Annotated in this window: 31 protein-coding genes and 1 riboswitch; of the genes, 20 read left to right on the plus strand and 11 right to left on the minus strand. The window is 66.5% G+C overall.

The window, feature by feature from the left end; translation table 11 throughout:
* Window positions 1-2: 2 nt before the first annotated feature.
* Both J9314_RS07635 and J9314_RS07640 read right to left on the minus strand, forming a co-directional pair.
* A complete protein-coding gene (locus tag J9314_RS07635; RefSeq protein WP_210605190.1) occupies window positions 3-614 on the minus strand; it encodes a hypothetical protein in 612 nt (203 codons plus the stop codon).
* A 131-nt stretch (window positions 615-745) separates the two neighbouring features.
* Complete coding sequence (locus J9314_RS07640) at window positions 746-1,606, minus strand: NAD(P)H-binding protein (protein ID WP_210605191.1); 861 nt, start codon at window positions 1,604-1,606, stop codon at window positions 746-748.
* 132 nt (window positions 1,607-1,738) lie between these two features.
* On the opposite strand from J9314_RS07640, the gene J9314_RS07645 reads away from it, so the two are divergent.
* Window positions 1,739-2,425: an SDR family oxidoreductase gene (locus J9314_RS07645; RefSeq protein WP_210605192.1), complete on the plus strand. Its 687-nt coding sequence runs from the start codon at window positions 1,739-1,741 to the stop codon at window positions 2,423-2,425.
* A gap of 182 nt (window positions 2,426-2,607) precedes the next feature.
* On the opposite strand, the gene J9314_RS07650 is transcribed toward J9314_RS07645, so the two are convergent.
* A complete protein-coding gene (locus J9314_RS07650) occupies window positions 2,608-3,246 on the minus strand; it encodes a dihydrofolate reductase family protein (protein WP_181275666.1) in 639 nt (212 codons plus the stop codon).
* A 120-nt stretch (window positions 3,247-3,366) separates the two neighbouring features.
* Here J9314_RS07650 and J9314_RS07655 point away from each other — a divergent pair, with 120 nt between their 5' ends.
* The 3 genes from J9314_RS07655 to J9314_RS07665 all read left to right on the plus strand — a co-directional run bounded on the left by J9314_RS07655 (window position 3,367) and on the right by J9314_RS07665 (window position 4,757).
* Window positions 3,367-3,858 carry a winged helix-turn-helix transcriptional regulator gene (locus tag J9314_RS07655; protein WP_210605193.1) on the plus strand — a complete coding sequence of 164 codons (492 nt, stop codon included), beginning with the start codon at window positions 3,367-3,369 and terminating at the stop codon, window positions 3,856-3,858.
* Between the two features lie 103 nt (window positions 3,859-3,961).
* The gene (locus J9314_RS07660) at window positions 3,962-4,294 is read left to right on the plus strand and encodes a VOC family protein (RefSeq protein ID WP_210605194.1); all 333 of its coding nucleotides are present in this window, start codon (window positions 3,962-3,964) and stop codon (window positions 4,292-4,294) included.
* Window positions 4,287-4,757: an SRPBCC domain-containing protein gene (locus J9314_RS07665; protein WP_210605195.1), complete on the plus strand. Its 471-nt coding sequence runs from the start codon at window positions 4,287-4,289 to the stop codon at window positions 4,755-4,757. Before J9314_RS07660 ends, J9314_RS07665 begins: the two co-directional genes overlap by 8 nt.
* Here the strand turns inward: J9314_RS07665 and J9314_RS07670 are convergent.
* The gene (locus J9314_RS07670) at window positions 4,747-5,652 is read right to left on the minus strand and encodes a carbohydrate kinase family protein (protein WP_210605196.1); all 906 of its coding nucleotides are present in this window, start codon (window positions 5,650-5,652) and stop codon (window positions 4,747-4,749) included. The two genes, J9314_RS07665 and J9314_RS07670, sit on opposite strands and share 11 nt — an antisense overlap.
* Window positions 5,653-5,771: 119 nt before the next feature.
* Here J9314_RS07670 and J9314_RS07675 point away from each other — a divergent pair, with 119 nt between their 5' ends.
* The 6 genes from J9314_RS07675 to J9314_RS07700 all read left to right on the plus strand — a co-directional run bounded on the left by J9314_RS07675 (window position 5,772) and on the right by J9314_RS07700 (window position 11,297).
* Window positions 5,772-6,230 (plus strand): DUF2695 domain-containing protein, encoded by a 459-nt coding sequence (locus tag J9314_RS07675; protein ID WP_210605197.1) that lies wholly within the window; start codon window positions 5,772-5,774, stop codon window positions 6,228-6,230.
* 26 nt (window positions 6,231-6,256) lie between these two features.
* On the plus strand, window positions 6,257-7,459 hold the full coding sequence (locus J9314_RS07680) for a nucleoside hydrolase (protein ID WP_210605198.1): 1,203 nt from the start codon (window positions 6,257-6,259) through the stop codon (window positions 7,457-7,459).
* Complete coding sequence (locus J9314_RS07685) at window positions 7,456-8,340, plus strand: histidine kinase (RefSeq protein WP_246490668.1); 885 nt, start codon at window positions 7,456-7,458, stop codon at window positions 8,338-8,340. The genes J9314_RS07680 and J9314_RS07685 overlap by 4 nt, the downstream gene beginning before the upstream one ends.
* Window positions 8,337-9,227: an energy-coupling factor transporter transmembrane component T family protein gene (locus tag J9314_RS07690; protein WP_210605199.1), complete on the plus strand. Its 891-nt coding sequence runs from the start codon at window positions 8,337-8,339 to the stop codon at window positions 9,225-9,227. Before J9314_RS07685 ends, J9314_RS07690 begins: the two co-directional genes overlap by 4 nt.
* A gap of 1 nt (window position 9,228) precedes the next feature.
* A complete protein-coding gene (locus tag J9314_RS07695) occupies window positions 9,229-10,731 on the plus strand; it encodes an ATP-binding cassette domain-containing protein (RefSeq protein WP_210605200.1) in 1,503 nt (500 codons plus the stop codon).
* A 68-nt stretch (window positions 10,732-10,799) separates the two neighbouring features.
* Window positions 10,800-11,297 carry an HXXEE domain-containing protein gene (locus J9314_RS07700; RefSeq protein WP_210605201.1) on the plus strand — a complete coding sequence of 166 codons (498 nt, stop codon included), beginning with the start codon at window positions 10,800-10,802 and terminating at the stop codon, window positions 11,295-11,297.
* Here the strand turns inward: J9314_RS07700 and J9314_RS07705 are convergent.
* A complete protein-coding gene (locus J9314_RS07705; protein ID WP_210605202.1) occupies window positions 11,269-11,556 on the minus strand; it encodes a YrhK family protein in 288 nt (95 codons plus the stop codon). The two genes, J9314_RS07700 and J9314_RS07705, sit on opposite strands and share 29 nt — an antisense overlap.
* A 171-nt stretch (window positions 11,557-11,727) precedes the next feature.
* Here J9314_RS07705 and J9314_RS07710 point away from each other — a divergent pair, with 171 nt between their 5' ends.
* The 5 genes from J9314_RS07710 to J9314_RS07730 all read left to right on the plus strand — a co-directional run bounded on the left by J9314_RS07710 (window position 11,728) and on the right by J9314_RS07730 (window position 16,337).
* Complete coding sequence (locus tag J9314_RS07710; RefSeq protein ID WP_210605203.1) at window positions 11,728-12,465, plus strand: hypothetical protein; 738 nt, start codon at window positions 11,728-11,730, stop codon at window positions 12,463-12,465.
* A 60-nt stretch (window positions 12,466-12,525) separates the two neighbouring features.
* Entirely contained in the window at window positions 12,526-13,236 is a 711-nt protein-coding gene (locus J9314_RS19150) for a mycothiol transferase (protein WP_246490669.1), read from the plus strand.
* Between the two features lie 19 nt (window positions 13,237-13,255).
* Window positions 13,256-13,717 carry a VOC family protein gene (locus J9314_RS07720; protein WP_210605204.1) on the plus strand — a complete coding sequence of 154 codons (462 nt, stop codon included), beginning with the start codon at window positions 13,256-13,258 and terminating at the stop codon, window positions 13,715-13,717.
* A 31-nt stretch (window positions 13,718-13,748) separates the two neighbouring features.
* Window positions 13,749-14,369: a thymidine kinase gene (locus J9314_RS07725; protein WP_210605583.1), complete on the plus strand. Its 621-nt coding sequence runs from the start codon at window positions 13,749-13,751 to the stop codon at window positions 14,367-14,369.
* Window positions 14,370-14,534: 165 nt separating this feature from the next.
* On the plus strand, window positions 14,535-16,337 hold the full coding sequence (locus J9314_RS07730; protein ID WP_246490670.1) for an HNH endonuclease signature motif containing protein: 1,803 nt from the start codon (window positions 14,535-14,537) through the stop codon (window positions 16,335-16,337).
* 80 nt (window positions 16,338-16,417) lie between these two features.
* Here J9314_RS07730 and J9314_RS07735 read toward each other — a convergent pair whose 3' ends face one another.
* Window positions 16,418-17,062: a mismatch-specific DNA-glycosylase gene (locus tag J9314_RS07735; RefSeq protein WP_246490671.1), complete on the minus strand. Its 645-nt coding sequence runs from the start codon at window positions 17,060-17,062 to the stop codon at window positions 16,418-16,420.
* 23 nt (window positions 17,063-17,085) lie between these two features.
* Here J9314_RS07735 and J9314_RS07740 point away from each other — a divergent pair, with 23 nt between their 5' ends.
* Window positions 17,086-17,574 carry an SRPBCC family protein gene (locus tag J9314_RS07740; protein ID WP_210605206.1) on the plus strand — a complete coding sequence of 163 codons (489 nt, stop codon included), beginning with the start codon at window positions 17,086-17,088 and terminating at the stop codon, window positions 17,572-17,574.
* Window positions 17,575-17,677: 103 nt separating this feature from the next.
* On the opposite strand, the gene moeB is transcribed toward J9314_RS07740, so the two are convergent.
* The 4 genes from moeB to thiO all read right to left on the minus strand — a co-directional run bounded on the left by moeB (window position 17,678) and on the right by thiO (window position 21,069).
* A complete protein-coding gene (gene moeB / locus J9314_RS07745; protein ID WP_210605207.1) occupies window positions 17,678-18,850 on the minus strand; it encodes a molybdopterin-synthase adenylyltransferase MoeB in 1,173 nt (390 codons plus the stop codon).
* A complete protein-coding gene (locus tag J9314_RS07750; RefSeq protein ID WP_210605208.1) occupies window positions 18,847-19,614 on the minus strand; it encodes a thiazole synthase in 768 nt (255 codons plus the stop codon). The genes moeB and J9314_RS07750 overlap by 4 nt, the downstream gene beginning before the upstream one ends.
* A 1-nt stretch (window position 19,615) precedes the next feature.
* Window positions 19,616-19,873: a sulfur carrier protein ThiS gene (thiS, locus tag J9314_RS07755; RefSeq protein ID WP_210605209.1), complete on the minus strand. Its 258-nt coding sequence runs from the start codon at window positions 19,871-19,873 to the stop codon at window positions 19,616-19,618.
* Window positions 19,870-21,069, minus strand: a complete 1,200-nt coding sequence (gene thiO, locus J9314_RS07760) for a glycine oxidase ThiO (RefSeq protein ID WP_210605210.1) — start codon at window positions 21,067-21,069, stop codon at window positions 19,870-19,872. The genes thiS and thiO overlap by 4 nt, the downstream gene beginning before the upstream one ends.
* A riboswitch (TPP riboswitch) is annotated at window positions 21,059-21,162 on the minus strand. It overlaps the preceding gene by 11 nt.
* 11 nt (window positions 21,163-21,173) lie before the next feature.
* On the opposite strand from thiO, the gene thiE reads away from it, so the two are divergent.
* Both thiE and J9314_RS07770 read left to right on the plus strand, forming a co-directional pair.
* Complete coding sequence (gene thiE / locus J9314_RS07765) at window positions 21,174-21,857, plus strand: thiamine phosphate synthase (protein ID WP_210605211.1); 684 nt, start codon at window positions 21,174-21,176, stop codon at window positions 21,855-21,857.
* Window positions 21,854-22,843, plus strand: a complete 990-nt coding sequence (locus tag J9314_RS07770; RefSeq protein ID WP_210605212.1) for a ketopantoate reductase family protein — start codon at window positions 21,854-21,856, stop codon at window positions 22,841-22,843. Before thiE ends, J9314_RS07770 begins: the two co-directional genes overlap by 4 nt.
* On the opposite strand, the gene J9314_RS07775 is transcribed toward J9314_RS07770, so the two are convergent.
* Window positions 22,797-24,065, minus strand: a complete 1,269-nt coding sequence (locus J9314_RS07775) for a DedA family protein (RefSeq protein WP_210605213.1) — start codon at window positions 24,063-24,065, stop codon at window positions 22,797-22,799. The two genes, J9314_RS07770 and J9314_RS07775, sit on opposite strands and share 47 nt — an antisense overlap.
* A 152-nt stretch (window positions 24,066-24,217) precedes the next feature.
* Here J9314_RS07775 and J9314_RS07780 point away from each other — a divergent pair, with 152 nt between their 5' ends.
* Together J9314_RS07780 and J9314_RS07785 are read left to right on the plus strand one after the other, a co-directional pair.
* Window positions 24,218-25,402 (plus strand): sensor histidine kinase, encoded by a 1,185-nt coding sequence (locus tag J9314_RS07780; protein WP_210605214.1) that lies wholly within the window; start codon window positions 24,218-24,220, stop codon window positions 25,400-25,402.
* Window positions 25,399-26,073 carry a response regulator transcription factor gene (locus tag J9314_RS07785; protein WP_246490672.1) on the plus strand — a complete coding sequence of 225 codons (675 nt, stop codon included), beginning with the start codon at window positions 25,399-25,401 and terminating at the stop codon, window positions 26,071-26,073. The genes J9314_RS07780 and J9314_RS07785 overlap by 4 nt, the downstream gene beginning before the upstream one ends.
* The last annotated feature ends 91 nt before the right edge of the window (window positions 26,074-26,164 follow it).

Raw genomic sequence — 26,164 nt, forward strand, 5'->3', positions numbered from 1 at the left:
ACTCAACGGTAGAGCACCGCGGTGTGTGGACCTACCAGTGTCCATAGGGACGAGCTGAGAAGCGCGCATGGGCAGCCGCCAGAATCGGATGGAGACGGCGGTGGCTGAGCACGAAACCGGTGCGGACCATCCAGCGCGGATTGAGGCCGCGCCCGCGCAGCCGCCGGGTCGCCTCCTCGGTGAGGATGTAGGCCCAGAACCTTCGGACCTCGGGAGGCGGCGCGCTCGTACACGATCGCCTTCATGTCATGCCACGGCAGAAGGGTTCCGGGCACGACCCGCCCGCGCCTGGCGAGGGCGACACCCGCAGGGGAGACGACGAGTGCCTCACGGCGACGCAGTCGCAGCACCACGCCGATCGGAGCCACGACGAGGCAGCCGATGATGCCTACGACGAAGACCCACATGCGCAGGTTGGCAATGACGAGCCACCAGCTGCGGCCCTCGCTGATCGTGGCGGCGACGATCCAGACGAAGGCGATGAGCAGCCCGACCCCGATGACGAGCGCGAGGATCAGCGTGAGGACGATGTGCCGGGTCGACGAGGGAATGATCACGGATTGTCCGCGCTCCAACCGGCGCAGCACAGTGGCGGGCGAGAGGTCCTCGGGCATAACCGTCAGCCTACCCGGCGGAGCACTCGGCTGAGGACCCGAAGAGGCTCGCAGCGGAAGCGCAGTGAGCGGACACCGAAACGTAGAAGCGAGGACTCATCGAACCCCTGTTCGGGAACAGGCAGAAGGCCTCAGCCGGTGCGCTCGGCGAAGAAGTCCGCCAACCTCCGGGTGCCTGTCGCAGGGGCGATTGCGTCGTGGACCATGCCCCACACGGCGAACTCCCCGAGATCGGCCGTCCGTGGGCTGAAGAGGCCAACCGCGCGCAGTGCAGGGGCGGCGATCCGTTCGGGCACGTGAAGGATGCGCGGATGCCGACCTGCTGCCTCGAACGCAGTCAGCGCGACGTCCCGCCATGTGAGGGACTGCGGTCCGCCGACATCCCAGCTTCCCGCGTCGCTTCCCTCCATACGGTCGACGCAGAAGCGAGCGAGATCGGCTCCGTGGATAGGGTTGATCCGGCCATGCGGTCGCAACAGGGGAACGAGACCCCTTCGTGCCAGAGCGAGCACGTCGAGCATGTCCGAGAAATAGCCTGTCGGATTGATGATCCGCTCCGACATCGGCGAGGCCGTGAGCGTCTGCGCGAACGTCGTCTTCGCTCGAGTCAGGCGGGCAGGACACCGGTCCCCATGAAGCACACCGACATACGTGAACGAGCGGACCGCGAACCGCAGTGCCGAATCGAGGACGGCGAGGTTCGCACGGTTGTCGATCTCCCAGGGGTCGGCCTTCTGCCGAGTCACCCCGAGAGCCGAAATCACTTCGTCGACTCCATCTGCGATGTCGCGGGTGAAACTCGCATCGGTGACGTCGCCGACTGCCCATTCGTCCACTGAGCCGGACAGGGGAGGAGCCGAGCAGGCTCCGGGAGCCTCTGCGCGGGATCGATGACGGACGATCGCACGCACCCGATGTCCTCGCCGGGACAGTTCGGCAACGACATGGCGTCCGAGATACCCGGTGGCTCCGGCGACGAGTACTCTGCTCATGACCCGAGTGTAATGCGGGGTCGACTCCGTCTGACGAGCACTGCGATCCGACTGTCAGCAGACGCGACGGAATAATCGTGGCCGACAGATCGCTATGCTGACCACCAAACATCACCAACAGCAGAGGAAGATATGTCTGATTCAGCTCGTGTTGTCATTCTCGGCGGCCATGGGAAGATCGCCCTCCTGGCCGCGCCCAAGCTCAACGCCGCCGGCTTCACTGTGGACTCCGTGATCCGCAATCCCGATCAGTCGGCCGATGTCGAAGCCGCTGCGGCCAACCCGGTCGTCCTCGACATCGAAACCGCGGACACGCAGGCGCTCGCCGACCTGTTCTCCGGGGCCGAAGCGGTCGTCTTCTCTGCCGGAGCCGGCGGAGGCAACCCAGAACGGACGAAGGCAGTCGACCTCGACGCGGCCAAGCGCTCCGTCGACGCCGCCGAACAGGCCGGGGTCAAGCGCTTCGTCCTGGTCTCCTACGCCAGTGCTTCCGTCGACTCCGACCGCGTCGACCCGGAGAGCTCCTTCTACCCCTACGTGCAGGCCAAGCACGGTGCCGATGAGCATCTGCGCGCAAGCTCGCTCGATTACACGATCCTCGGCCCCGGCGGCCTCACCCTCGAACCCTCGAGCGGCAAGGTCCTCATCGCCGATGCCGCGGGTGACCTCGACGGACAGAAGCCGGCCGATGATGTGCGCGTGACCTCACGCGAACTCGTCGCCGACGTCATCACCCACGTGGTCTCCGAATCGGCAGCGGTGCGCGAGACGGTGAACTTCTACGACGGTCAGACCCCCATCGCCGAGGCGATCAGCTGACCTGGATCGTCACGCGGGCACGAATGCCCGCAGGCTTGAAGGCTCACGAACCCGATGGCCCGTCGCTCCGGAAGGAACGACGGGCCATCGGTCTGTCGTACCGGCACTGGCTGCCGGTGACGACCGGCCGGCAGTGACGACCGGCCGCCAACGATGATCGGCCTGCCGGGACCTGGGGACGCTCAGCCTCGGCGATTCCACAATTGGTGGGTCAGACCGCTCGCGGTGGTCACGGACTCGATCGCGAAATCCTTCTCCACCCCATCGAGGCCCTCCCAGAGCGAGACGCCCCGGCCCAGGGCGACCGGCACGACGACGAGGTGCAGGAAGTCGACGAGGCCGTCCGCGAGGAACTGTCTGACCGTCGAGGGTCCGCCGCCGATGCGGACGTTGAGTCCGTCGGCAGCTGCAGTCGCCTCGGCGAGAGCCTCGGCGGGGGAGGCGTCGATGAAATGGAAGCTCGTGCCGTTGTCGAACTCCATCGGCTCCCGCGCATGGTGGGTGAGTACGAAACACGGGGTCTTGAAGGGCGGTTCCTCACCCCACCAGCCGCGCCACCCGTCATCGGGCCATGGCCCCGACTGCGGTCCGAACTTCTTTCGCCCCATGATCTCGGCACCGTTGCCCTGACCCCACATGGCGAACAATGCGCGATCTGCGGTCACCGGCGCGTCGACATGATTCACGCCCTCGATCCCGCGGCCGTCGAAGTAGGAGAACAGCGCCTGCGCTTCACCGATCGGCTGGTCGAAGGTGACGAACTCGCCGGCAGCGAAGCCGTCGAGGGAGACGAAGAGGTTGTTGACACAGGCTTTGGCCATGAGCACTCCAATGTGATGGTTCGGCTGATGTCTGCTGTCGGATGGATAGCGTCGGTTCCCGAGAAGTGCACCAAGTGTAAGATTAAGTAGTTTCAGAATGCAATCACTGGAGGTGGATCGATGCCTGCGCAGCCGCGCTCGGGATGTGCGATCAATGCCGCTGTCGAAGTCCTCGGCGACAATTGGTCGCTCATCGTCCTGCGCGACATCATCTTCGGCAACCGCCGGCACTTCCGCGAGCTGCTCACCCTCAACAATGAGGGCATAGCCTCGAACATGCTCGCCAGTCGTCTGAAGAAGCTCATCGACGAAGGGCTGCTGACAAGGGCGGACGCCGCACGCGGGCAGCGTGCCGAATACTCCCTCACCGAGGCTGGGATCCAGACTCTGCCGGTCATGGTCGCTCTCGGGACCTGGGGGATGACCCACCGGGAGACCTCTCGGGAGTTGACGATCCGCTCCCGCCTCATGGCAGAAGATCCGCAGCTCGTGGATGGCCTCATGGATGAGCTCCGGGAGGCCCACCTCGGCGTGCCTCGCCCGAACCCTGATGCTCCGCGTTCCTCAGAGCGACTGCAGGCCGCCTACGAGGCGGAGATCGCTGGCGGCTGAGTCGAACATCGCTCTTGTCCTCGGGGGCGATGTGTGCTTCCATGGAATAAGTGATTGCAAAATGCAATCACTCGTTCTCAAGGCTGATCTCGAAGGAGCGATCATGTTCACAGGACTCATGGCCAATATCGTTGTCACCAACGAAGAGGAAGCTACCGAGTGGTATTCCCGACTCTTCGAAAGGCGGCCGGATGGCAAGCCGATGGCGGGGCTGGCCCAATGGTGCTTCGACGAGAAGTTCGGCGTCCAGATCTGGCAAGACCCGCAGCGAGCCGGAGGCTCCAATGTGGTCATCAACGTGGACGACCTCGACACAATGGCCGAGCATCTGCGAGCGGTCGGAATCGACCACGACGAGCCGAGCCCCGGCGGCGGACAGCGCATCCTCCCGGTCAGCGACCCGGATGGAAATCAGGTGGTGTTCTTCGGTGAGTGACGCATCTTCCGTTCAGGGTGCGCCGGTGACCGCGACGATCAGCCTCGGTGCCGACATCGAGCACCCCACTTCAGCGGTGTGGAAGGCCTTTGCCGATGTCGACCAGCGAGTGCGGTGGGGTGTTCCCGAAGGCGAGGCGATGATCTGTGATGTCGACGAGTTTCGGCCCGGCGGCTCGATTCGTGCGCGCTGCGGAACACCGGGAGCATTGGAATTCGTGTCCGCGGGGCAGTACTGCGCCGTTGAAGATGAACGCTGGCTCGTGACCACCGAGACGCTGACCCGCGACGGACAGATCCTGTCGACCGCGATCATCACCTGGACCTTCACAGCCACCGCGAGCGGCACCCGGGTCGAACTCGTCGACCAGGTCGTCTCCTTCGTCGGGCAGGGAATGATCGACGGCCACCGCAACGGCCATGACATCTGCCTGCGCCAGCTCGGAGACCACCTCAGCGCGTGAGGTCCTCCGCCCAGGGCAGGTCGGCGCCCTCGCGGCCGACCGTGACCGCGGCGAGCCTGACCGCACGTTCGGCCAGGCGCATGAGGTCGGATTCTCCGAGGGTGCTCACCTCGGTCGCGTTCGCGTGCAGTTCGTGGATGAGCGAGACCATGAACGTATCTCCGGCTCCGATCGTGTCCCGCACATCGACGTGCACCGCTTCCACCTCCGCCTGCGCCGAGGTGGTCGCCACGATCGCCCCATCCCCACCGCGAGTCATCGCGACCATTCCCGCGCCGAAGTCAAGGATGCGTTCGGTCTGAGCGGCGACGTCGAGATCGGGGTAGAGCCAATCGGCATCGGCGTCACTGAGTTTGACGACGTCGACCCGTGCGGCCAACTCCTCGAAACGGTGCAGCGCCTCGGCGTGAGTGCCGATGATCGAGGGCCGAATGTTCGGATCGAAGGTGACGAGAGGGGAGCGGGGCGCCGTTCCGGTCGCCGAGGCGGCCCGCTCGAGCAGCCGATCCACCGCGGCCGCGCCGGGCTGGAGGAACGCGGCGATCGATCCGAAATGCAGCACCGACCGCTCATCGTCTGTCACCAGCGAGTCGTCGGGGTCCCACCGCAGGCGGAAGTCGTAGTCGGCGGAGCCGTCTGCGGCCAGTCGCGCGAGCGCCGTCGACGTCGCTCCTGTCGGTCGAGCGAGGACGTCGACCCGTGATCTCCGCAGATGGGCGAGGAGGAACCCGCCGTGGAAATCATCGCCGACATCAGTGAGGAACTCGACCTCATCGCCGAGGCGGCCCAATCCGAGCGCGACATTCGCCGGGGCGCCGCCCGGGGAGTACCGATCACGGTTGCCGGCGGTGCTGACGATGTCGATGAGTGACTCACCGATGACGAGGATGCCCATGCCTGCGATTCTACGACGAGTACTGACCTGCCCGCGTGACCTGCATCAATAGGACGACAATCGAGAATCCGGGATGAAGAGGGCGGTTTCATGTCAGTGCCTCCTGGCAGTGTGTGGTCATGGACAAGAACACGATTGACACAGACGTCAGAACGATCATCGATTCAGCATCCGCAGCCATCCTCGCCCCGCGGCCAGGCGAATGCCTGGTCTGCTATGTCAACCGCCAGCTCAGTGAATTCGGCTGCAACGGAACTCACCGTTTCGCCGAAAGCTTCCGCGATAGAACAGCACCACGTGCTACGGCGATGCTCGAACGACTCAGCAGAATGGGTGCATGCTGCTGCGACTGCGAGATGTTCCTCAACGCCTTCGTACTCGTCGACCGGCCGTGGATCACCAGTATGCCGTTCGGTGAACTCATCGGCACGCGTCTCGGCAGTGAGGACCTCGATGAACTGCGAGAACGATTCGGGATCAGTGAACCTCCCTCGACGACTCTGTACCTGTGCTGCCGACTGGTGAGGCGGGGATCGACCCAAGCTTGCGGAAACTGGACCCGACTCCGACGGTGGTGACCTGAAACGTCCGGCAGAATGGAACTATGACGCCGACTCTTCCGCTCTTCCTCGACTGCGACCCGGGCATCGACGATGCGCTCGCCCTCGCGTACCTGTGCTGTCAGGACGACGTCGAGATCGTCGGCATCGCAGCCTCGGGCGGCAACGTGCCCACCGCGCAGGTCGTGGCGAATACCCGCGGCTGGCTCGACCTGGCCGGACGGACCGATATTCCCGTTCACTCTGGACACGAACTGCCACTGGCCTGGCAGCAGACCGACGACGATGCCGAAGATGATGCTGCTCGTGACGGTGCGACCACCTCATCCTCTGCCGGTTCCGTCAGCGGACCCGAATACGCCGATCTCACCCACGGTGCCACCGGCGCCGGCTACGCCGAACTGCCCGCACCGACGCGTCCCGCGAACTCGGTATCGGCAGCCCAAGCGTGGGTGGATGCGGCACACGCCCACCCGGGCCGGCTCATCGGTATCGTCATCGGACCATCGACGAACCTCGCGCTCGCCCTGGAAATCGAACCCGAACTGCCGCGACTGCTCAAACGTCTCTTCATCATGGGAGGAGCCTTCAACTATCGCGGCAACACCCAGCCGACGACCGAGTGGAACGTCACCTTCGACCCGGAATCCGCGGCCCGGGCGCTCGCCGCCTTCGGTGAAGCGCATGCGCAGGGCCAGCTCACCCACCTACCGGTCATCGCGCCGATCGAAGCCACCGAAGCCGTCGAGATGACGTCTGACCGACTCAGTGACATCCTCGGTGGGGCAGTGGGCACCTCTGCCGGGTGGCAGCGGATGCTCACCCAGTTGGCCGAGGCGCTGCGGTTCTACTTCGAATTCCACGAATCCGACGGACTCGGCTATCTCGCTCACATCCACGATCCCTTCGTCCTCGCCTGCGCACTCGCCTGGGCACGCCAGAACACGTCTTCCTCGGACGGGCCGGCGCCTGCGGTCACCAGCATCGAGGCGAAGCCCACGGTCGACGCCGACCCGTCGGCCGCCTCGGCGCCGGTGAGAGGATCTGCGGGCCTGCTGCCCTGGGCACGGACTCTGTTCGCACCCGTTGACGTCGAACTCACGGGTACACTCACACGAGGCGAAACCGTCGCCGACTGGCTCGGTCGGTGGGACCGACCCGTCAACGCCGAGATCATCCGCGCGATCGACGCCCCGGCCTTCTTAGACCACCTCAGCTCCACACTGATGAAAGGACCATACTCATGACCGCACCCTCCCCACAGTCTGGGCAGGGGCCGACCACCTCCACGGTCGGTCCCGGACAAAGTCGCAGAACTGCACTTCCCCTGACTCTGACCCTCCTCGGAACCCTCGTCGTCATCGGCACCTACCTCGCGGTGCTCCTGACACAGCCTGCCAACCTCGGCATCGACCTCGGCCACACCACCCTGTGGGTGATGCTCGGCTACCTGCTCGGCGGAATCCTCCTGGCCGCCGGCACCCTTCCGCTCATTCCTCGCCGCGTCCTCGCGCTCATCCCCGTCGCCATCGCGCTGAACATCATCATCGGGCAGATCATCGGCAACTACACCCCGGTCCCGCTCTACCTCGACTCCATCGGCACCGTGATGATCGGCGTCCTGGCCGGCCCCGCCGCCGGTGCCTTCACCGGGATCATCTCGAACCTCATCTGGGGAGTGACGCTGAGCCCCAGCGTCATCGCCTTCAGCTCCGGGGCCGCCTTCATCGGCGCCGCCGCCGGATGGGCCGCCCGCCTCGGCATCTTCCGCACCCCCTGGACTGCCGTCATCGTCGGCGCAGTCGCCGGAGTCCCCGCCGGAGCCATCGGCGCCCCGGTCGCCGCATATGTGTTCGGCGGCGGGCTCGGTGCCGGAACAGGGGGAGTGGTGGCGATACTCCAGGCCGCGGGGCTCGAGATGTTCAACGCGACCTTCGCGCAGAGCATGTTCTCCGACATCATCGACAAGGCGCTCATCTTCGCCCTGGCCTACGTCGTCATCCGGTCCCTGCCCAAGCGCATCATCGGACGCTACCCGTTCGCCGCATTCAGCCGCCCGAAGGCAGTGCGCTCCGGTTCGACGCCTCCGGCGGACGCGCCGGTCGAGTCGACTCCTGCGGCGGAATGACCACCACCGGCACCGAGACCGGCGCCAGCGGAAACACCACCGGGCATTCCGGGGCCGACCGAGTCGAACCCGGACACTGCGCTGCCGACGACACTGCCGGTCGCGACGGTCAGCGGCTGCACCCGGCGACCGAGATCGTCATCCTTTTGTGCAGCCTGCTGCTCGTCTTCGGAATCCCCTCGCCCGTGGTGCCAGCCGCCGTCATCGTCGCCACAGTGATCACGGTCGCCTCGTCCCCAGCGGTGGGCCGGCGGTCGTGGGCCCTCGGTGTCGGCGTGCTGTGTCTGCCGACGCTGCTCGTGCTCATCATCGTGCAGGGATTGTTCTATCCCGGCGCGAACGCGCACGTCCTCTGGGAGGCCGGACCCGCACACTTGAGCGTCGAGGGCCTGAGCATCGCCGTCCAGATCTGGCTGCGCGTGACTGCACTCATCGGACTGTGTGCCCTCTTCGGACTCGGCACTGACTCCGCCAGACTCTTCGACGGTCTGCGCAGACTCCGACTGCCTGATGCTCTCGCCTACGTGTGTGCCTCCGCGATCGGACTCATCCCCCTCATCGGGGCCCGGACCCGCAACATCATTGAAGCTCGAAAGGCACGAGGCTGGGCGACGGAACGCTGGCGGGTGCGGATGCGACTGCTGCCCGGCATCGTCACCGGCCTGTTCACCTCGATGCTCATCGACGTCGAACAGCGCCATGAGGTGCTCGAACAGAGCGGTCTGGGAATGCACGGCCGCACCGTCGAACTGCACGACCACCACGACAGTCGCAGGCAGGGACTGATCCGGCTCATCATTCCCGTCCTCGTGGTCGGACTCATCGCCTGTTCGGTGGCCGGTGTGCTCCCGCTGCCGGACGCTGCACAGCTGATCGGCATGGACTGAGATGACGGCGAACATGAGAGGCTTCGGCTTCACCTATGCCGGCGAAGACAGCCGAGTCCTGACCGATGTCGACCTCGAATTGCCTGCCGGGTCGATGACCGCAGTGCTCGGCCCCGTCGGCTCGGGCACATCGACCCTCAGCCGGGCCCTGGCCGGTCTGCTCGAGACCCGAGGAACCACGACCGGTCGCGTCGACGTCACCGGCACGGTCGGCTTCCTCGGTGACGATCCGGAAGCCCAACTGAGCGGACTGACCAGCCGAGTCGCCGACGAGACCCAGCTGGCATGCCGGCTGCGCGGTATCGCTCCCGCCGCTGCCGAGGCCCGGGCACACGATGTGCTGGCCAACCTTGGGATCGACGATCTGTGGAACCGGCGCCTCGACACCCTCTCCGGTGGTCAGCGCCAATTGGTGGCACTGTCGAGGATCGCGTCACTGGATCCCGATCTGCTCATCCTCGACCAGCCCTCACAGTCGCTCGATCCCGATATGCGTCGACGCCTGGCGGGCCTTCTCCGTGAGAACTGCGAGCGTGGAGGATCAGCGCTCATCACCGGCCATCGGATCGACGAGCTCACCGTCGCCTGCGACGAGGTGCGCTTCCTCAGAGCAGGCGACGGGTTGGCCCAGGAGAGCGCTGACGGTGTCAGGCTGGCACAGTCGGCTCGAGCGCAGGGAGTCTGGGACACCCGCCCAGAACATGCGGCCCAGTCACGAAGCGCGTCGATGACGGGGAGTCAGTCGTCCGCATCGACGACCGCCGACCCGGTGCTGAGTACGACCGCGGCGGCCGAACCTCCGAGGGCCGACCCGGTGCTCAGCGTGAGGAGCCTGAGCGTGCATCGTGCAGACAGAACCGTTCTCGACGGTGTCGACGTCGATCTGCATCCCGGCGAACTGACCACGCTCACCGGTGCCAACGGAGCGGGGAAATCGACTCTGCTGCGCGGACTCATCGGACTCCTCGGTCGGTCCGGCGACTGCACGGGCACGGTCACGATGAGCCGCCTCGGCGAAGGAACCAATCTGTTGGACATGCCCGCTCACGCACGCAGCGCCCACTTGGGCTGGGTGGGGCAGGATCCGGGCATTCAGCTCTCGGCGGCGACCGTGCGGTCCGAACTCATGCATGCGGCCCCGCTGCCGCGCCACCGGCGGCGGGAACGGACCCAGGTTCTCGACGACCGTCGCCGCATCGTCGACTCGGTGCTGCACGAGGTCGATCTGGCGGCGGTCGACGAGGAACACCCGTTCGACCTCGACGGCCCCCGGCGGAAGGATCTCGTCATCGCTTCGGCCCTGATCACAGGTGCCGACGTTCTGCTTCTCGACGAACCCACGATCGGGCGTGATCAGGCGGGGATGAACCGACTCACCGCCATCATCGATCGCGTCCTGCGCCGAGGCGGTGCGGTCCTCGCGACGACCCACGACCCGCGGTGGGCCGCGGAATCGTCCCACCGTCGCCTGCACCTCGCCGATGGGCGAGTGCACTCGCGTTGAAGAGGTAACGTCACTGATGCGGTCGTGTGATGCAATGGGTGTGAGAACCGTCGTCGGAAGGGATCGCAATGCGCGGACCACTGGTGCTCTTCGCCTCCTGGGCTCTTCATGATGCGGAGGAGGCGCTGACCTTTCCAGCCACGGCTGACCACCTGGCCGACCTCACTGGAATCGACGCCCTGCGGATGACCACCAAGCAGAGTTTGTCCGCGATCGGCCTGGTGGGAGCCGCGCTCGCCGTCGCCGGAGTCCGAGGAGCGAGAACCCGTGGCGCGTCACGGTTCTACCGAGCCTCCGTCGCCGGCCTCGAAGCTCATGTGTTCACTCATCTGCTCTCGGCGGTGGCGGCTCGCCGGTACACCTCAGGGGTGCTCACGGCCCTGCCGATCATGTGGCCGGGAGCCGCGTTCGCCCGACGGGAACTCGCTGAACTCGGCAGACCGCTGACCGCCTCCGATTGGCGGCTCGGTCCTCCGACGATGGGCGCGATCGCACTTGCCGCCCACCTCGTCGTGAGAATCGATCGGGCCTCTCGGCTCAGAAATCGTAGCTCGAGTCCGCGGTGACGGCACCGCCGCGGAACCGCTGCAGATGGAGATGCCGGATGAGGCGGATGACCGGGCGGATGAGCATCTCCACACTGCCGATGACGAACAGCCAGGTGCCGGTGGCCATCAGGGCCTCGGAGAAGAACATGAAGCTGCCGATGAGGAACCACACACCGATGAGCACGTCATTGGCGATGCTGAGCACCTGGTAGCGCTGCCGGATGACGAGCTCTTCCGACCCGATGCGCAGGTGGATGTCGCGCTTGTTCTCAGCCATGTGACTCTCCTCTTCCCTCGGCGGATTCCCTTCACCCGGGCACCGGATCACCGGGACCTCGGTCGAATCCCGCTGCAGTCCTTGCAATTCGAGCCTACTTCTCAGCCGATGCTGCGTGCAGGTCCGGGCACTGGCAGATCTCGTGTCAGGGGCGCGACCTAGATTGAGCATATGGACGACAACCGGTATTCCTTCGACGCTCTCTACAGCGAACCGCTCGAGCGCAGCTCACTCCTGCCGTGGGACGGGCTGCTCGTCTGGGTGCGCCGGTGCCCGCAGTTCGCTGCCTTCGACGCGGCGATGCTCGCCCGATCGGGCCCGGAGGCAGCCGCCGGGACTCCGGAGGCGGCCGCCGGGACTGGGAAGTCGACGGTCACCTCGGCCTCGGATCCGACAGCCGCCGGCACCGCAGGGGCGCTGGCTTCCGCCGAGGCGGAGGGGCCGGACACCGCGAACCGTGCACCGACGTGGGCCGGCGTCGACACGGTGATCGCGGATCTGCGCGGACAGGACCTGCTGCCCGAGACGCTGCCGACGACGCGCAGCCCCACCGTCATGCTCATACACCTCATCGAAGAGCTCGCCCTCGTCTTCGCCGGTCATCGCGGGGACCGTCCCGACCACGGCATCGCTGCCAGCGAGCCTGCGCTTGATCAGGCTCAGGTGCGCTTCGAAACCGAATGCATCACGTGGCTGATCGCCGGTCGCCTCGGTCTGAGGTCGGCGGCCGTCGGCTCACTCAAGGGCTACCTCAAGGACGGGGAGCTCATGCCCCCGATCTCACGCGATCGGGTGCTGCGGACCGTGGACGCCGTCGAAGGACTCTTCGGTGGGGCATCTGCCCTTGGGAATCAGGTCAGGCAGGAGGTTCCGAGTCTCTTCTCCCTCGACGAGCCTTTGGCTGTGTGATCACCGGAGATCCGGGCACACCCCTGGTATTCGGGGACGGATGAGAGCAGAATTCCACCTATGTCCACCCCACCTCAGCGATGGACCCTCGCCACCGTCTACCCCGACATGTGGGGCGATCCCGCAGACGACCCGCGAAACACCGAGGGCCTGAGCCCCGACGGTGAGTCGGCGACACTGCTCGACTACATCCACGACTACCGACTGACCCTGGCGATGAAATGCCGTGGACTCACACTCGACCAGATGATGACGCTCTCCGTTCCACCGTCGGCGATGTCTCTGCTCGGCCTCGTCCGGCATATGACAGAGGTCGAGAGGGACTGGCGCAACTGGATCTCCGACGGTGATCCGGAACCAGCGATCTACGGTGGACTGGATACGGCGTTCGACCTCAGCAGGCTCGCGTCACAGCCCGGCGCGGCCCAGTCCAACAACACCTTGCAGGCGGGTGCAGCCCAGTCCAACACCTCGCAGGCGGGTGCGTCGCAGTTCGGAACAGCGCGGTCCGGCGCGGCGCACAACAACGGAGCACGGTCTGACGGCGAGGACATCGAGGGCCCCCTGATCACAGAGGCATTCGACAGGCTCGAACAGGAGCAGACGGCCACCGACGCAGTGGTCGACAGGCACGAGGATCTGGGCACCCATCTGGGCCGAGTGGGCATCGCCGTGCGCGAGCTGCAGGTCCACCGGATCGAAGAATACGCTCGACACTGCGGGCATCCCGACCTGCTGCGCGAATGCATCGACGGCAGGGCCGGACAGTAGAGGCAGAGGAGAGACTGAGATGAGCAGAACCTTTCAGGTGACATTCGACTGCCGCGACCCGGAGACGGTCGCGAGATTCTGGGCGTCAGCGCTCGGTTACATCATTCCGGGGCCACCCGGTGTCGAACTCGCCGATGACGATGATCCGTTCGACGCGTGGAAGAACTTCTTTTCAGACCTCGGCATCGAACTGGGGCCAGAGGATATGCGCGCGGCCATCGAGGATCCCGGAGGCGTCGGGCCCCGACTGTTCTTCCAGGCCGTCCCTGAAGGCAAAACGGTGAAGAACCGGATCCATCTCGACGTCCGAGCGGCACCCGGTCTCGACGGTGAGGAACGGATGGAGGCACTGGAGGCCGAATGTGTTCGCCTGGCACAGCTGGGAGCAAGCCGGCTGAGACGAGTCGAACCCGATCCACCGATGGAGCACGGTTTCATCGTCATGACCGATCCCGAAGACAACGAATTCTGCCTTGACTGACACCGGCCGCCTCACTGTCATCGCCGGACCGATGTTCTCCGGAAAGTCCGAGGAGCTCATGCGTCGGGTGCGGCGGGCGACCATCGCCGGGATCACCGTCCTCGTCGTGTCCCATTCGCTCGACACCCGGTCGTCGATCTCGACGATCACCTCCCACGTCGGGGCGAACATCCCTGCGGTGCCGCTGCCTGATGTGGATTCCCTCGCCGAGGCTGTCCGCTCCGCAGACTACGATCTCGTCGCCATCGACGAGGCCCAGTTCTTCGGCCCCGATCTCATCCCCACCGTCGATGAGCTCCTGCACCGAGGAGTCGACGTCATCGTCGAAGGACTCTGTGTGACCTTCGACGGAGAACCCTTCGAACCTCTGCCGAGCCTCATGGCCGTGGCCGAAGAGGTGCTCAGGCTCACCGCGGTATGCACGATCTGCGGCCGCGACGCCGTCTTCCACCAGCGGCTGAGGGACTCGGAGCGCGGATCGGGCGCTGCAGTGGCACCGAAGGTGTCCTCGGACGAGGACTCACCGAGTCCTGCCGCCACCGTCATCGATGCCAGCCACGTCGGTGGTCTCGACGCCTATGTCGCCCGCTGTCGAGAACACTTCAACCGGGGCTGCGCCACAATGTCAGCCGTCAGCAGTTCTCAGGCATAGCCGGTGCTGGGACTGTCGCATTCTGCCTGTGTGGTGCTGGTTCTGCCCTCGCAGCGCAAGCCTTCCTGAAATTGCGCAGTCGGTTCTGACCTCACGATTATGCTCTGACCTGGAGGTACACTCGCCCGGAATCTTGTGTCAGTGCCGACGTTTAGTGTTGTGGGTATGGAAGCAGAGCAGGTTCCGGACGTTCTCACCGAGATTCATCGGTGGCGTCGCAGCCTGTCCGAAATGCCCCCGGCGACGACCGAGGAAGAGGCCATCGATCGCATCACTGCGCTCGAGGAACTGAACTCTGCGAGCGCGGCGGCGCAGGCGCGTGAGACCTTGACGTTCGATATGCTTCGCCGCAACCGCGAAGCCGAGGACGGTGTGGCCAGCAAGAAGCAGGGACGCGGCCTCGGCGCCGAGGTGGCTTTGGCGAGGAAGGTCTCGCGTTCCCGGGGTGCCGCCCTGCTGAAGTTCTCCCGCACTCTGCTGATGGACCTGCCCAAGACCTATCAGGCGATGAAGGGCGGTGACATCTCCGAGGAGAAGGCGCGGGTCGTGGCTAAGGAGTCCGGCTGGCTGCCGCGGGAGAAGCGGCAGGAGCTTGACGAGCGCATGGCCGAACGTCTCCCTGAGGTGGGTGTCAGGCGCCTGGGAAACGAAGTGCGGGCGTTGGCTCAGAGGCTTGACCAGCGGGCCGCGGTCGACCACCTGGAGCGTTGTGTCGAGGAGCGTTCGGTGAGTGTGCGCCCTGCGCCTGGCAATATGGCTTATCTGACTGCGCTGTTGCCGATGCCGGAGGCGGTCGCTGCCTTTGCGAACCTGACGAAGTCGGCGCAGTCCGTCATCGCCACCGGCGATGCCGGCGGCCGGTCGCAGGGCCAGATCGCTGCGGACCTTTTGGTCGAACGTGTGACCGGGCAGGAATCCGCTGCGGCAGTGCCGACCGAGGTCCACCTGATCATGCAGGCCAGCAGCCTGTTCGAACCAGGGGAGGAGTCTGCATGGTTTCCTGGGGTCGGTCCGATTCCGGCCCAGGTGGCGCGTGACTTCGTGGCGGAGAACGATGCTGCGGTGTTCTTGCGTCGCCTGTATACGCGGCCTGAGGATGGGCAGTTGGTGCGGATGGATTCTCGTCGCAGGGAGTTCTCCGGCCTGCTTCGGCGTATGGTCGTCCTGCGTGACGATGTGTGCCGCTCGCCGTGGTGCGAAGCTCCGATCAAGCAGGCCGATCACGTGGTCTCCTTCGCTTCCGGCGGAGACACCGACTGGGAGAACTCCTCCGGTCTGTGCGCGGCCTGCAACTACGCGAAGGAACTCTCGGGGTGGCGCCACAATGTCACCCCGGATGCGCTTGAAGTGGTCACGCCTACGGGGCACCGGTACCGTTCGCGGACGAAACCGATCAGTGAGCCCGACCCGGGCTTGGCCCACGGTGAGGTCGTCGGCGAGACGGCGGCGCCGCCGGGGATTCCGGCGGGAACCGGTCCGCCGGGGATCCCGGTGGGAACTGGTCCGCCGGGGACGTCGGCGGGAACTGGTCCGCCGAACCCAGCGGTCGGATCCGACCCACCATCGACCGACCCACCAGCCACTGAGCCTGGAACACCACCACCGACCGTAGAGGTCGGAGAGACGACGACACCGGCGGACGGGGGCGAAGGGACTCCACCGGATGTGGAATCCGGCCCGGCACTACCGGTCGCCACGGCCGGAGAAGGCACACCTGCAGCTACGGCGCCGAGGTCCAGTGCGCCCGCATCGGGTGAAGTCTCGGGTGCCGACGGCGACAACGTCGGCGACCAGCAGTGGCAGATCCACCTGCCGTGGCGGTACCTCCGCAGAGCCGAGCAGCCCCCACCGCTGAGGCTCGGGCGGACGACCGTCAGCGTCGATGTCTACGACGCCGATTTCGAGCCGTTGAGTCCGGTGGAGGAGCTGCTGCTCACCGGGATTCGGGAACATCTCGGATCCCGATGAGCCGGGAGGCGTTCCCCACCGTTCCTGAGCTGACTGAGCCCACGCACATTGACGTGTCGATTCCCGTGGGACGATACGCGTCAATCGTCGATGCTCTCCCACACCTCACGCCAGATCCTGGCGAGGTCGGCAACCTGGTAGTGCGCGTTGAGGCCGCTGGGCTGAGGCACCACATGCAGGGCCACCGAGCCCGGCCACCCTGCGATGAGCGACGTGTCCTGTCGACCGAACTGTGCCTTCGGCAGTGCGAAACCGGTCCGAAACGAGGTGATGCCGGCGATCGCGACGGCGCGCGGTCGAATGTCGGCAAGCCGCTCGATGAGATGGGCGGCAGCATCGCGCAGCTCCTGTCGGGACAGCTCATCGGCGCGGACCGTGGCACGTCCGACGAGGTTGGTCAGACCGATGCCGCGACTCAGAAGCTGCTGTTCATCGGCCTGGTCGAGTCCACGGGAGGCATCGACGAGGTGGTCGGTCAGTCCCGCCTCGAACAGGGACGGCCAGAACCGGTTGCCGGGACGGGCGAACGGTGCATTGACCGCCGCGGTCCACAGACCCGGGTTGATGCCGACGATGAGCAGCCTCAGCCCGGCAGAATCGATGGGCAGAATATCGTCGATCGCGTTCGGATCGTCGGTCGCGAAAGCTGCGAGATCGTCCTTCGTCGGTTTGCGACCGCCCAAGGGGGAGGGACGACGGTTGCTGACTCTGCTGTTCTCACTCACGTCTTTCACACTACCGTCGTACCATGAGCCACGAACATGTGACACCTCGGCGAGGCGAATCATCACCCTTCCACTTCGACGACCGGTGGAGCTTGGACGCCGACGTCGACACTGTCTGGGCCGTTCTCGAACGGGTGGATGAGTGGCCGCAGTGGTGGCCGGGACTTGCCGCGGCCGAACCCGTCGGGAACCAGCTGCGATCGGGCAGTCGAGCGCAGATCGTCGTGCGCACACCCATCGGGATGCCGCTGCGATTCACCATCGAGGTCGATGCCCTGCAGGCTCCGAATCGGGTCGCGCTCCGTGTCGACGGTGATCTGCGCGGCGAAGGCGTGTGGACCTTGAGCGAGCACGAGGGGACCACCCGCGTCGACTCCCATTGGTGTGTGACTCCGACGAGGACGATGATCAGAATCCTTCGACCTGTCGCGAGCCTCATGCATGCGATCGTGATGCGAGCCGGTGAGCGCGGTCTCGCGGCGAGACTGACCGATCCGACACCTCACCCATGACCGATCGCCGATCATGCATGACCCGGCGCCGAGGATGTCCGAGCTGGACCGATTTCAAACACGAAGCTGCCTGACTCGGCACCGAGGCCTGTTCAGCTCAGGTTCAGACCTGAGTCGCCCAGGCATCGATGCCGCCGGCAAGCGAGCGCAGTCGCACCCCTGCCGGGGCCGTGCCGGCGAGGATCCCGACGGCCTCTGCTGAGCGGGCCCCCGCCTTGCAGTGGATGACGAGGTCGTTCACGGTAACGTGATCATGCGCCTCGCCGTCGATCACTCCGCTCAGCGCATTCCACCCCCGGTCGCGGATGAGCGCCAGAGGCACATGGACGGAGCCGGGAATCGAGGACGACTCCCGTTCCCAATCCTCACGCACATCGACCAGCATCACCTGCTCACGGGAGTCGACCAGCTCGGTCGGTTCGATCTCTTCGACCCCGGAACCCACACCGGACGAAGCGGTCGCCGCACACGCGGCGGCCACCTCGGCGAGGTCGGTCACCGCTGGCCGGTCGGGATCGGAGGAGAACCGCAGCGTCGAATACTCCCCGGCCAGAGCGTCGTAGCGCAGCAGCCTGCCGATGAACGGTTCGCCGATGCCGCAGATGAGCTTGATCGCCTCGGTGGCCATGGCCGACCCCACAGTCCCGCACAGCACCCCGAACACACCGCCCTCGGCGCAGTTGGGCACCGAATCGGCTTCCGGGATGTCGGGAAACAGGTCGCGCAGCATCGGTCCGTGCCCGGGCACGAACGTGCTCACCTGCCCGGCGAACCGGAAGATCGTGCCCCACACCAGCGGGGTACCGGTGAGTTCAGCGGCATCATTGGACAGATACCGGGTGGCGAAGTTGTCGGCCCCGTCGATGACGACGTCGTGGGATGCGAAGAGTTCGAGAGCGTTGTCCGGGGTCAGCCGGCCCGCAATCGGACGCACGTGCAGCGTCGGATCGAGCCGGTGCAGAGCCGCGGCCGCCGAGTCGACCTTCGGCCGGGCCACGTCGGCGTCGCGGTGGATGATCTGGCGTTGGAGGTTCGACGATTCGACCACATCGTCATCGATGACCGTCAGGGATCCGATCCCCGCGGCGGCCAGATAGCTGAGCACCGGTGACCCGAGGCCACCGGCCCCGATGACCAGCACCGAGGCGGCCCGCAGCCGCCGTTGACCCTCGAGTCCGATGCCCGGCAGGCTGAGGTGTCGGGCGTAGCGTTCGATCTCCTCGCGGCTCAGTGCCTCGACCGGTTCGACCAGAGGAGTCAGCCCAACGCCGGTCACTGCGCTGCGACCATTCCGTCGAAGGTCGACGATGCCAGGGCCAGAGACCGCTTCGGGATCCGACCCGCACCCGCGGCCAGATGCCCGGATTCCACGGCCAGAGCCATCGCCCGCGCCATCGCTGTCGCATCGTGGGCACGGGTCACGGCCGAAGCCAGCAGGACGGCGCTGCAGCCGAGCTCCATGGCCAGGGCGGCATCGGAAGCCGTGCCGACACCCGCATCGAGGATGATCGGCACTCCCGCCCGGCTGACGATGGTCTCGATGTTGTGCGGGTTGAGTATGCCCAGGCCGCTGCCGATCGGGGCGCCGGCCGGCATCACCGCCGCCACGCCCGCGTCCTCGAGTCGTTTGGCCATGGCCGGGTCGTCATTCGTGTACGCAAAGACAGTGAACCCGTCGAGGACGAGTTCCTCGGCGGCGCGGAAGAGTTCGACCGGATCGGGCAGCAGAGTGTCTTCGTCGGCGATGACCTCGAGCTTCACCCAGTTCGTCTCGAGCGCCTCTCGCGCCAGCCGCGCGGTGAGCACGGCATCCCGAGCGGTATAGCACCCGGCCGTGTTGGGCAGGATGCGGATCCCCAGGCGCTGCAGCAGGGTGAACACCGACTCACGGGACGCCGCGTCGAAGCGACGCATCGCCACCGTCGTCAGTTCGGTGCCCGAGGCCAGCAGCGCGTCTTCGAGGATGCTCAGCGAGCTCGCCCCACCCGTGCCCATGACCAGGCGTGAGTTGAGGTCCACACCATCGATCGTCCAGGTCATGTCAGCCTCCCTGCACAGCGGTGACGATGTCGACGGTGTGCCCGTCGGCCAATGCGAAATCGGCCCAGCGGCCGCGGCGGACGACCTCTCCGTCGACGGCCACGGCGATGCCCAGGCGGCCCCCGTCGGCCGGTGTTCCGTCGGCACGGAGGTCGCGTCCGGTGGTCACCGCGACGAGGTCGAGCACCGAGGCTGGTCCTCCCAGTTCTCGTTCCTCGCCGTTGACGACGATGGTCGGTGCGTGGGCAGTGTCGGTCATAGTGTGCTCCTGTGCAGGGGCGTTGGGTGGAGGACGGATGAGACAGCGGACGATCCGTCAGCGGACGGTTCGGCAGAGTGCTGGTCGGCAGAGAACCGCCCAGGGGAGACGGAATCGAGTGCTCCCGCGGGCAGCCAGTCGGGGGTGAGTCCCACGGCCAGTTCGGCACCGAGCCGTCCGCCGAGTGGGGCCAGCAGGATGCCGTGCCGGAAGTACCCGGTGCTGACGAGGCAGCCGTCATCGATGCGACCGACGATGGGCAGGTCATCGGGCGAACCGGGGCGGGCACGCGTGGTGATGTCGGTGATCTCGCAGTCGAGGATGCCGGGGACGAGGCGCTGACCGTCCTGGAGGAGCCGGTGGACGGCTCCGGCATCGGTGCCTTCCCGACCGTCCTCCCGGGAACTCGCCCCGAGCACGAGCTCCCCGTCCTCGCGGGCGACGATGTAGACCGGCCGGCCGTTGACGAGTCCGCGGACCGTGCCGTGCAGCAGAGGTGTGAGTGCGGCCGGCGATCGCAGACGCAGAACATCACCCCACACCTTCCGCAGCGGCAGAGACGGCATCCCGGTGATCGAGTCCGCCTCGGCGCCGGCGGTGATGATGACCTGATCGGCTGTGAGTTCGTCGCCGCCGGAGAACCCGACGCCCACGGTGATTCCGTCTCGACGGATGAGCCGGGTGACCTGTCGGCGGACGGTCGTGGCCGACACGACGGACAGCAGGGCGGCCGTCACCCGTCGGGGGTCGATGGACTGGTCGTCGGGGATGCGCACGGCACCGGCCACCGACGGTGACAGTGTCGGTTCGAGCTCCCTGGCGCGGGACCCGGTGATGAGTTCGGTGGTGAAACCGGCGGCGGTCTGCGCGGTGCGCAGCTCGCGCAGAGCCTGCAGATCGGCACGATCCCCGGCACACACCAGGGTCCCCGAGTCCGTGAGCCCGAGATCGGCACCCGCGGCGCTCGCCACCTCAGCGGCGAACGACGGATACATCTGCGCCGACGCGCGCATCAGCGGGTACAGGGGAGACTGACCCCAGACCACCTCGGCGGCGGGGGCGAGCATCCCCGCAGCGGCATGCGTGGCTCCCTGCCCGGGAACGGGATCGATGATGGTGACACCGGCACCGAGGCGGCGCAGATGCCACGCTGTCGACAGGCCGATGATTCCGGCGCCCACGACGATGACATGCATGGATTCTCCCTCCGGCGGCATGATCCGCATCAGGTCTGACGGTCGGCTCTTACGCCCTCTCAGCCTCGTTGGGAGGCTCCCGCGAACTCCTCTACTCTATGACCATGACCTCCGATATTCCACCGCACCCTTCAGGCTCCGAATCGAGAAGAGCCTGGCGGGACGCCCGGTTGGCCGAAGCGCGCCTGTACCTGTGCACCGACGCCAGGACCGCCCAAGGCGATCTGCCCGAGTTCCTCGACGCCGCATATGCCGGGGGAGTCGACATCATCCAGCTGCGCGACAAGACCCTCGAAGCCAGGGCCGAGATCACAGCCCTCGAAGTGCTCAAGGCCACCGCGGCCCGGCACGGGAAGCTCTTCTCGGTCAACGACCGTGCCGACATCGCCCTGCTGACCGGCGCCGACGTCTTCCACGTCGGACAAGGCGACCTCACCAGCGCTCAGGCGCGCGCCGTCCTCGGACCCGACGTCATCCTCGGTCGCTCCACCCATTCGCACGAGCAGGCGCTCGCCGCCGACGCGGACCCGGAGACCGACTACTTCTGCGTCGGCCCCGTGTGGGAGACGCCGACGAAACCCGGCCGCGCTGCCGTCGGCACGGGCCTGCTCGGCACGGTGGCCGCCACGGCGCGCACCCCATGGTTCGCCATCGGCGGCATCGCCGTCGGGTCGCGCCTCGACGAGATCCGTCAGGCGGGCGCCACGCGCACCGTGGTGGTGCGTGCGATAACCTCGGCTGGCGATCCCGCTGCGGCCGCACGGGAACTCAAGGAGGAATTGGGATGAGTGAGATCATCGAGGGCAGCACCGGCACGGGTGCGGACGAACAGGGCGCGAACGAGCTGGCCTCGCGCAGGCCGAGCATCCTCATCGCCGGGGCCGGAGCCACGGGTGGGGCATTCGGCTCCTATCTGCTCGAAGCCGGTCGCGATGTGACGTTCCTGCTGCGGGAGGCGAAGGCGCAGCGGATCCGCGCCGAGGGTCTGCGTTTCGTCTCACCGGGCAACGACCGGACGAACACCGTCGAGGTCGTCACCGCCTCAGAGCTCGCCGAGGGTGCGCGCACCTACGACCTCGTGCTTGTGGCGGTCAAGGCGGGCGGCCTCGAGTCTGTCCTCACCGACATCCGTCCTGCCGTCGGAGAGGGGACGAGGATCATCCCGTTCCTCAATGGGATGGCCCAGATCGATCGGCTGCAGGCCGACTACCCCGGGCAGGTGCTCGGCGGACTCGTCAAAATCGTCGGCACCATCGACGGCGATGCGGTCCACCAGCTCACGGACATGGCCGTGATGACGATCGGCGACCTCAGCGAGGGAGAGGTCCCCACCGACGTCGCCGCCGTCCTCGACGTGCCCGGTTTCCGACTCCAGGTCATCGACGACATCACGGACGGGCTGTGGGAGAAGTGGATCTTCATCGCCGCCGCCGGAGTCGTCACCTGCCTGTTCCGGGCTCCGGTCGGAGCGATCATGTCAGCCGGCGGTCACGATCATGTGCTGCGCATCATCGACGAACTCGAGGCGGTCGCCGCAGCAGCCGGTCACGCGGTATCCGAGAAGTCCCATGCCGCCACCGTCTCGATGCTCACCGGCGAGGGCTCGTCATTCACCTCGTCCCTCTACCGGGACGTCACTGCCGGTCTGCCCAGCGAAGCCGAGCACATCCTCGGTGATCTGTCGCGCAAGGCCCGGGACCTGGGAGTGGACACTCCGCTGCTCGATCTCACGCTTGTGCAGCTGCGGGCCGGAGAAGCGCTGCGGCGTCCCTGACCTCAGCAGTGCCGGTGCGCAGCATCGCCAGGTACGGTTCGCTGGGCTGAGTGTGCTCGACCTCGCCCGAACCGTGAGCGGCGGTGAAGGTGACCATGGGCACGCCGTCGACGTCGTCGACGACGAGCAGCGTCTCGTAGCCGCCGGGGCCGACGGAATGCGAGGCACCGACGGGCAGGTCGAAGACGAGGGTCTCCAGCGGGCCGCCGGGTGACGGTCGGCGGTGCATCTCCTGCGCCGCGACATCGGCGAACTGTTCGGCACTGATGAGATACGCCTTCGCCGGGGTCGGCCCGGTCAAGGTGTGGTCGTAGAAGGCCATCCCACCTCCCCACACCTTCGACTCACCGGCGAAGTAGATGCGGCCGGGCAGTTCGACTCCGGCCTCCTCACCGGGCAGGGTCCCGTCCCTGGCACCCGGATAGGTCACATGCGCACCCGGTGGCCGACCGCCCTGCAGGTAGCAGGCGAGGCGATCGCGGGCCATGTTCGATCCGTAGCTGACATACCAGACATGCGTATTCGACATCGTCTCCATGATGCCATTTCGGTTCCGGGGCGCGTCGACCCGGGCCGTGGACCGGCGCGCCCTGACCTGTCGGACCGCGACCCGTCGAGTTCCGCTGCGACGGAGACGTCGGAACACTTCTCCCGCGGCAGCGGTGGACAGCGCGATGCCGATGCCGACGGCGACGCCGAGCAGCGGCTGATCGTCGAACGCCGTGCCGCCGAACAGGCCGATCCCCGTCGAATAGAGGGCCCAGGCCAGACTTCCGAGTCCGTCCCAGAGGAGAAAGCCGCGCAGGGAGAAACCGAGCATCCCCGAACCGACAGTGGTGACGGTCCGACCCCCGGGGATGAATCGACCGGCGATGAGGGCAGAGCAACCCCGGCGAGCGAAGACGGACCGGGCGGACTCGACGATCCCCGAGGCGTGCTTGGACAGCCGCACTCGCCGCAGTCGTATCCGTTGCATTCGCGATCGGACGAAGCGACCGACCAGGTGAGCGGCCAGGTCCCCGACCATAGCCCCGATTGCGGCGGCGAGCACGAGACCGGCCGGATAAGGCACCCCGGAAGCGGCGAAGGCGGCAGCGCTGATGAGCAGCGTCTCCGAAGGGACGACGGGCACCAGAGAATCGAGGCTCGCGGCGACGGCAATGAGCAGGTAGACCCACGGCGAGGTGAGGACGGTGGAGAGCAGCTCGAATGCGAGATCCATACTCATCCACGCTAGGGACTTCGCCGAGGTGGGGGTATGCGGTCGAGCGCACGACGCTGACGAACGACCGGGGACACCTCTGCGGAAAACCGGAAGTGGAGTCTGCGGTCTGACCCCTGTGAGCCCGGGTGGCGCGTTGCTACGATCGATCCATGCCCTGGCCGAGTTCACTGACTGCGCGCATTCCCCGCGAATCGCGCATGCTCGCCACCCGGTGGGTCCATTCGCTGCTCGGAGTGTTGTGGGGCGGACTGCTGTTCCTGCCGCTGCTCGTCGCTGCGGTCTTCTCTCCGGCCTCGAGATTCGCCGTCCGGGTCCGCGGCTGGGAGCTGGCCCGACATTCCCGCGGCTTCGGTCTCGTCCTCTCAGATCCGCCGCAGCAGCGACGCTTTCTCCTGTTCAACGGCCTCATCGCCGGTGTGGCCGTCATCCCGACACTCAACCTGCTCGGCGGATTCCTCGTCGTGACCCTCGGCTCCCTGATCCAGGGGCTGTTCATCGGCGGCGCCGTCGACATCGGCTTCGACATGTGGACGATCTCCCAGCCCACCCTTTTCGTCGGGGTCCTCTATGGGGCGGCGAACCTCATCGGGGCGATAGCGATCGCCGAAGCGGCGAACTGGATGCACGGTCGCATCGATGCGAACTTCGCCGAGGTGGCTCGACCTTTCGCCCTGCACACCCGGATCACGGAGCTGCTGACCACCCGGAGGGGAGTGGTCCTGGCCATCGATGACGAACGGCGGCGGATCGAACGTGACCTCCACGACGGAGTGCAGCAGAACGTTGTGTCCCTCTCCGTGCTCATCGCTCGTGCCCAGCGGGCAAGCGACCCGGTGAAGACGCAGAGTCTGCTCGATGACGCGCTCGCGCAGTCCCAGGACCTCATCGATGAGATGCGCGAAGTCGCGTGGCGGGTCTACCCCACGGCCCTGGACGAACGCGGACTGGGCCCCGTGCTCGAGCGGATCGCCGCCCGGTGCCCGGTGCCGCTGACGCTGGCCGCGGTACCCGAGCGGAGGTTTCCGGCTGCGATGGAATCGGCCACGTACTTCGTCATCCGAGAAGCGGTGACGAATGTCGTCAAGCACGCCGAGGCGGCATCGATCACGGTCACGGTCGTCGACGACGGCCGGGCGCTGTGCACCGAGGTCGTCGACGACGGCAACGGTCGGGCCGATCCGAACGGCAGCGGACTGCAGGGCCTCGTCCGGCGAGTCGGCGCCCTCGACGGCAGCCTCACTGTCGGTTCGCCAGACGGTGGGGGAACCATGATCAGCGCTCGAATACCGCACGGACTGCCGGTCCCCTCCGGCGAACCAGAGAGGAAGCCATGACCGAAAGCACCAAGGAGGCGCCCCTGCGCGTCGTCCTCGCCGACGACGCCGTCCTGCTGCGAGAAGGCGTGCGCAGTCTGCTCGAGGACGAAGGCATCAGCGTTGTGGCCAGCGTCGGGGACGGGACCGAACTGCTTGCGGCCGTCGAAGCGCTGCGACCGAACCTCGCGATCGTCGATGTCCGGATGCCTCCGACCCACACCACGGAAGGCCTGCAGGCGGCCCTGGCGATCAAACATCGCTTCCCCGACATCGGTGTGCTCGTGCTCAGCCAGTACGTGCTGCGGGAGTATGCGACAGAGCTGCTGAGCACCGAATCGGTCGGCGTGGGCTACCTGCTGAAGAACCGGGTGACCGATATCGACCGGTTCCTCGACTCGGTCAACCGCATCGCCGAAGGAGGGACCGTCATCGACCCCGAGGTCGTCAGACAGCTGCTGAGCACCTCGGAGAAGCAGAACACCTTATCGTCGCTGACACCGCGGGAGAGCGAAGTGCTCGAAGCGATGGCCGAGGGCCTGTCGAACCGGGGCATCGCCGAACGGCTCTATGTCTCCGTCAGCGCCGTGGAGAAGGCGATCAGCGCGATCTTCGACAAACTCGGACTGCACGCCGGCGAGACGACGAGCCGACGGGTCGCAGCGGTCCTTGCCTACCTCGATAAGTCCTGAGGGAGACTCCTGCCGTGTGAGAGCACGCGACTCCTCGTCGACGATATTCCCACTTGAAAGTATAAGTGGGAATATCTCCGATGCTGATCCC

The organism is Brevibacterium oceani, from assembly GCF_017948325.1.
Lineage (GTDB): Bacteria > Actinomycetota > Actinomycetes > Actinomycetales > Brevibacteriaceae > Brevibacterium > Brevibacterium oceani.

Bases quoted from the DNA above. Each gene is read 5' to 3' on its own strand.
- J9314_RS07635 (WP_210605190.1), bottom strand. From the start codon at position 614: ATGCCCGAGGACCTCTCGCCCGCCACTGTGCTGCGCCGGTTGGAGCGC.
- J9314_RS07640 (WP_210605191.1), bottom strand. From the start codon at position 1,606: ATGAGCAGAGTACTCGTCGCCGGAGCCACCGGGTATCTCGGACGCCAT.
- J9314_RS07645 (WP_210605192.1), top strand. From the start codon at position 1,739: ATGTCTGATTCAGCTCGTGTTGTCATTCTCGGCGGCCATGGGAAGATC.
- J9314_RS07650 (WP_181275666.1), bottom strand. From the start codon at position 3,246: ATGGCCAAAGCCTGTGTCAACAACCTCTTCGTCTCCCTCGACGGCTTC.
- J9314_RS07655 (WP_210605193.1), top strand. From the start codon at position 3,367: ATGCCTGCGCAGCCGCGCTCGGGATGTGCGATCAATGCCGCTGTCGAA.
- J9314_RS07660 (WP_210605194.1), top strand. From the start codon at position 3,962: ATGTTCACAGGACTCATGGCCAATATCGTTGTCACCAACGAAGAGGAA.
- J9314_RS07670 (WP_210605196.1), bottom strand. From the start codon at position 5,652: ATGGGCATCCTCGTCATCGGTGAGTCACTCATCGACATCGTCAGCACC.
- J9314_RS07675 (WP_210605197.1), top strand. From the start codon at position 5,772: ATGGACAAGAACACGATTGACACAGACGTCAGAACGATCATCGATTCA.
- J9314_RS07680 (WP_210605198.1), top strand. From the start codon at position 6,257: ATGACGCCGACTCTTCCGCTCTTCCTCGACTGCGACCCGGGCATCGAC.
- J9314_RS07685 (WP_246490668.1), top strand. From the start codon at position 7,456: ATGACCGCACCCTCCCCACAGTCTGGGCAGGGGCCGACCACCTCCACG.
- J9314_RS07690 (WP_210605199.1), top strand. From the start codon at position 8,337: ATGACCACCACCGGCACCGAGACCGGCGCCAGCGGAAACACCACCGGG.
- J9314_RS07695 (WP_210605200.1), top strand. From the start codon at position 9,229: ATGACGGCGAACATGAGAGGCTTCGGCTTCACCTATGCCGGCGAAGAC.
- J9314_RS07700 (WP_210605201.1), top strand. From the start codon at position 10,800: ATGCGCGGACCACTGGTGCTCTTCGCCTCCTGGGCTCTTCATGATGCG.
- J9314_RS07705 (WP_210605202.1), bottom strand. From the start codon at position 11,556: ATGGCTGAGAACAAGCGCGACATCCACCTGCGCATCGGGTCGGAAGAG.
- J9314_RS07710 (WP_210605203.1), top strand. From the start codon at position 11,728: ATGGACGACAACCGGTATTCCTTCGACGCTCTCTACAGCGAACCGCTC.
- J9314_RS19150 (WP_246490669.1), top strand. From the start codon at position 12,526: ATGTCCACCCCACCTCAGCGATGGACCCTCGCCACCGTCTACCCCGAC.
- J9314_RS07720 (WP_210605204.1), top strand. From the start codon at position 13,256: ATGAGCAGAACCTTTCAGGTGACATTCGACTGCCGCGACCCGGAGACG.
- J9314_RS07725 (WP_210605583.1), top strand. From the start codon at position 13,749: ATGTTCTCCGGAAAGTCCGAGGAGCTCATGCGTCGGGTGCGGCGGGCG.
- J9314_RS07730 (WP_246490670.1), top strand. From the start codon at position 14,535: ATGGAAGCAGAGCAGGTTCCGGACGTTCTCACCGAGATTCATCGGTGG.
- J9314_RS07740 (WP_210605206.1), top strand. From the start codon at position 17,086: ATGAGCCACGAACATGTGACACCTCGGCGAGGCGAATCATCACCCTTC.
- J9314_RS07750 (WP_210605208.1), bottom strand. From the start codon at position 19,614: ATGACCTGGACGATCGATGGTGTGGACCTCAACTCACGCCTGGTCATG.
- thiS (WP_210605209.1), bottom strand. From the start codon at position 19,873: ATGACCGACACTGCCCACGCACCGACCATCGTCGTCAACGGCGAGGAA.
- thiO (WP_210605210.1), bottom strand. From the start codon at position 21,069: ATGCATGTCATCGTCGTGGGCGCCGGAATCATCGGCCTGTCGACAGCG.
- thiE (WP_210605211.1), top strand. From the start codon at position 21,174: ATGACCTCCGATATTCCACCGCACCCTTCAGGCTCCGAATCGAGAAGA.
- J9314_RS07770 (WP_210605212.1), top strand. From the start codon at position 21,854: ATGAGTGAGATCATCGAGGGCAGCACCGGCACGGGTGCGGACGAACAG.
- J9314_RS07775 (WP_210605213.1), bottom strand. From the start codon at position 24,065: ATGGATCTCGCATTCGAGCTGCTCTCCACCGTCCTCACCTCGCCGTGG.
- J9314_RS07780 (WP_210605214.1), top strand. From the start codon at position 24,218: ATGCCCTGGCCGAGTTCACTGACTGCGCGCATTCCCCGCGAATCGCGC.
- J9314_RS07785 (WP_246490672.1), top strand. From the start codon at position 25,399: ATGACCGAAAGCACCAAGGAGGCGCCCCTGCGCGTCGTCCTCGCCGAC.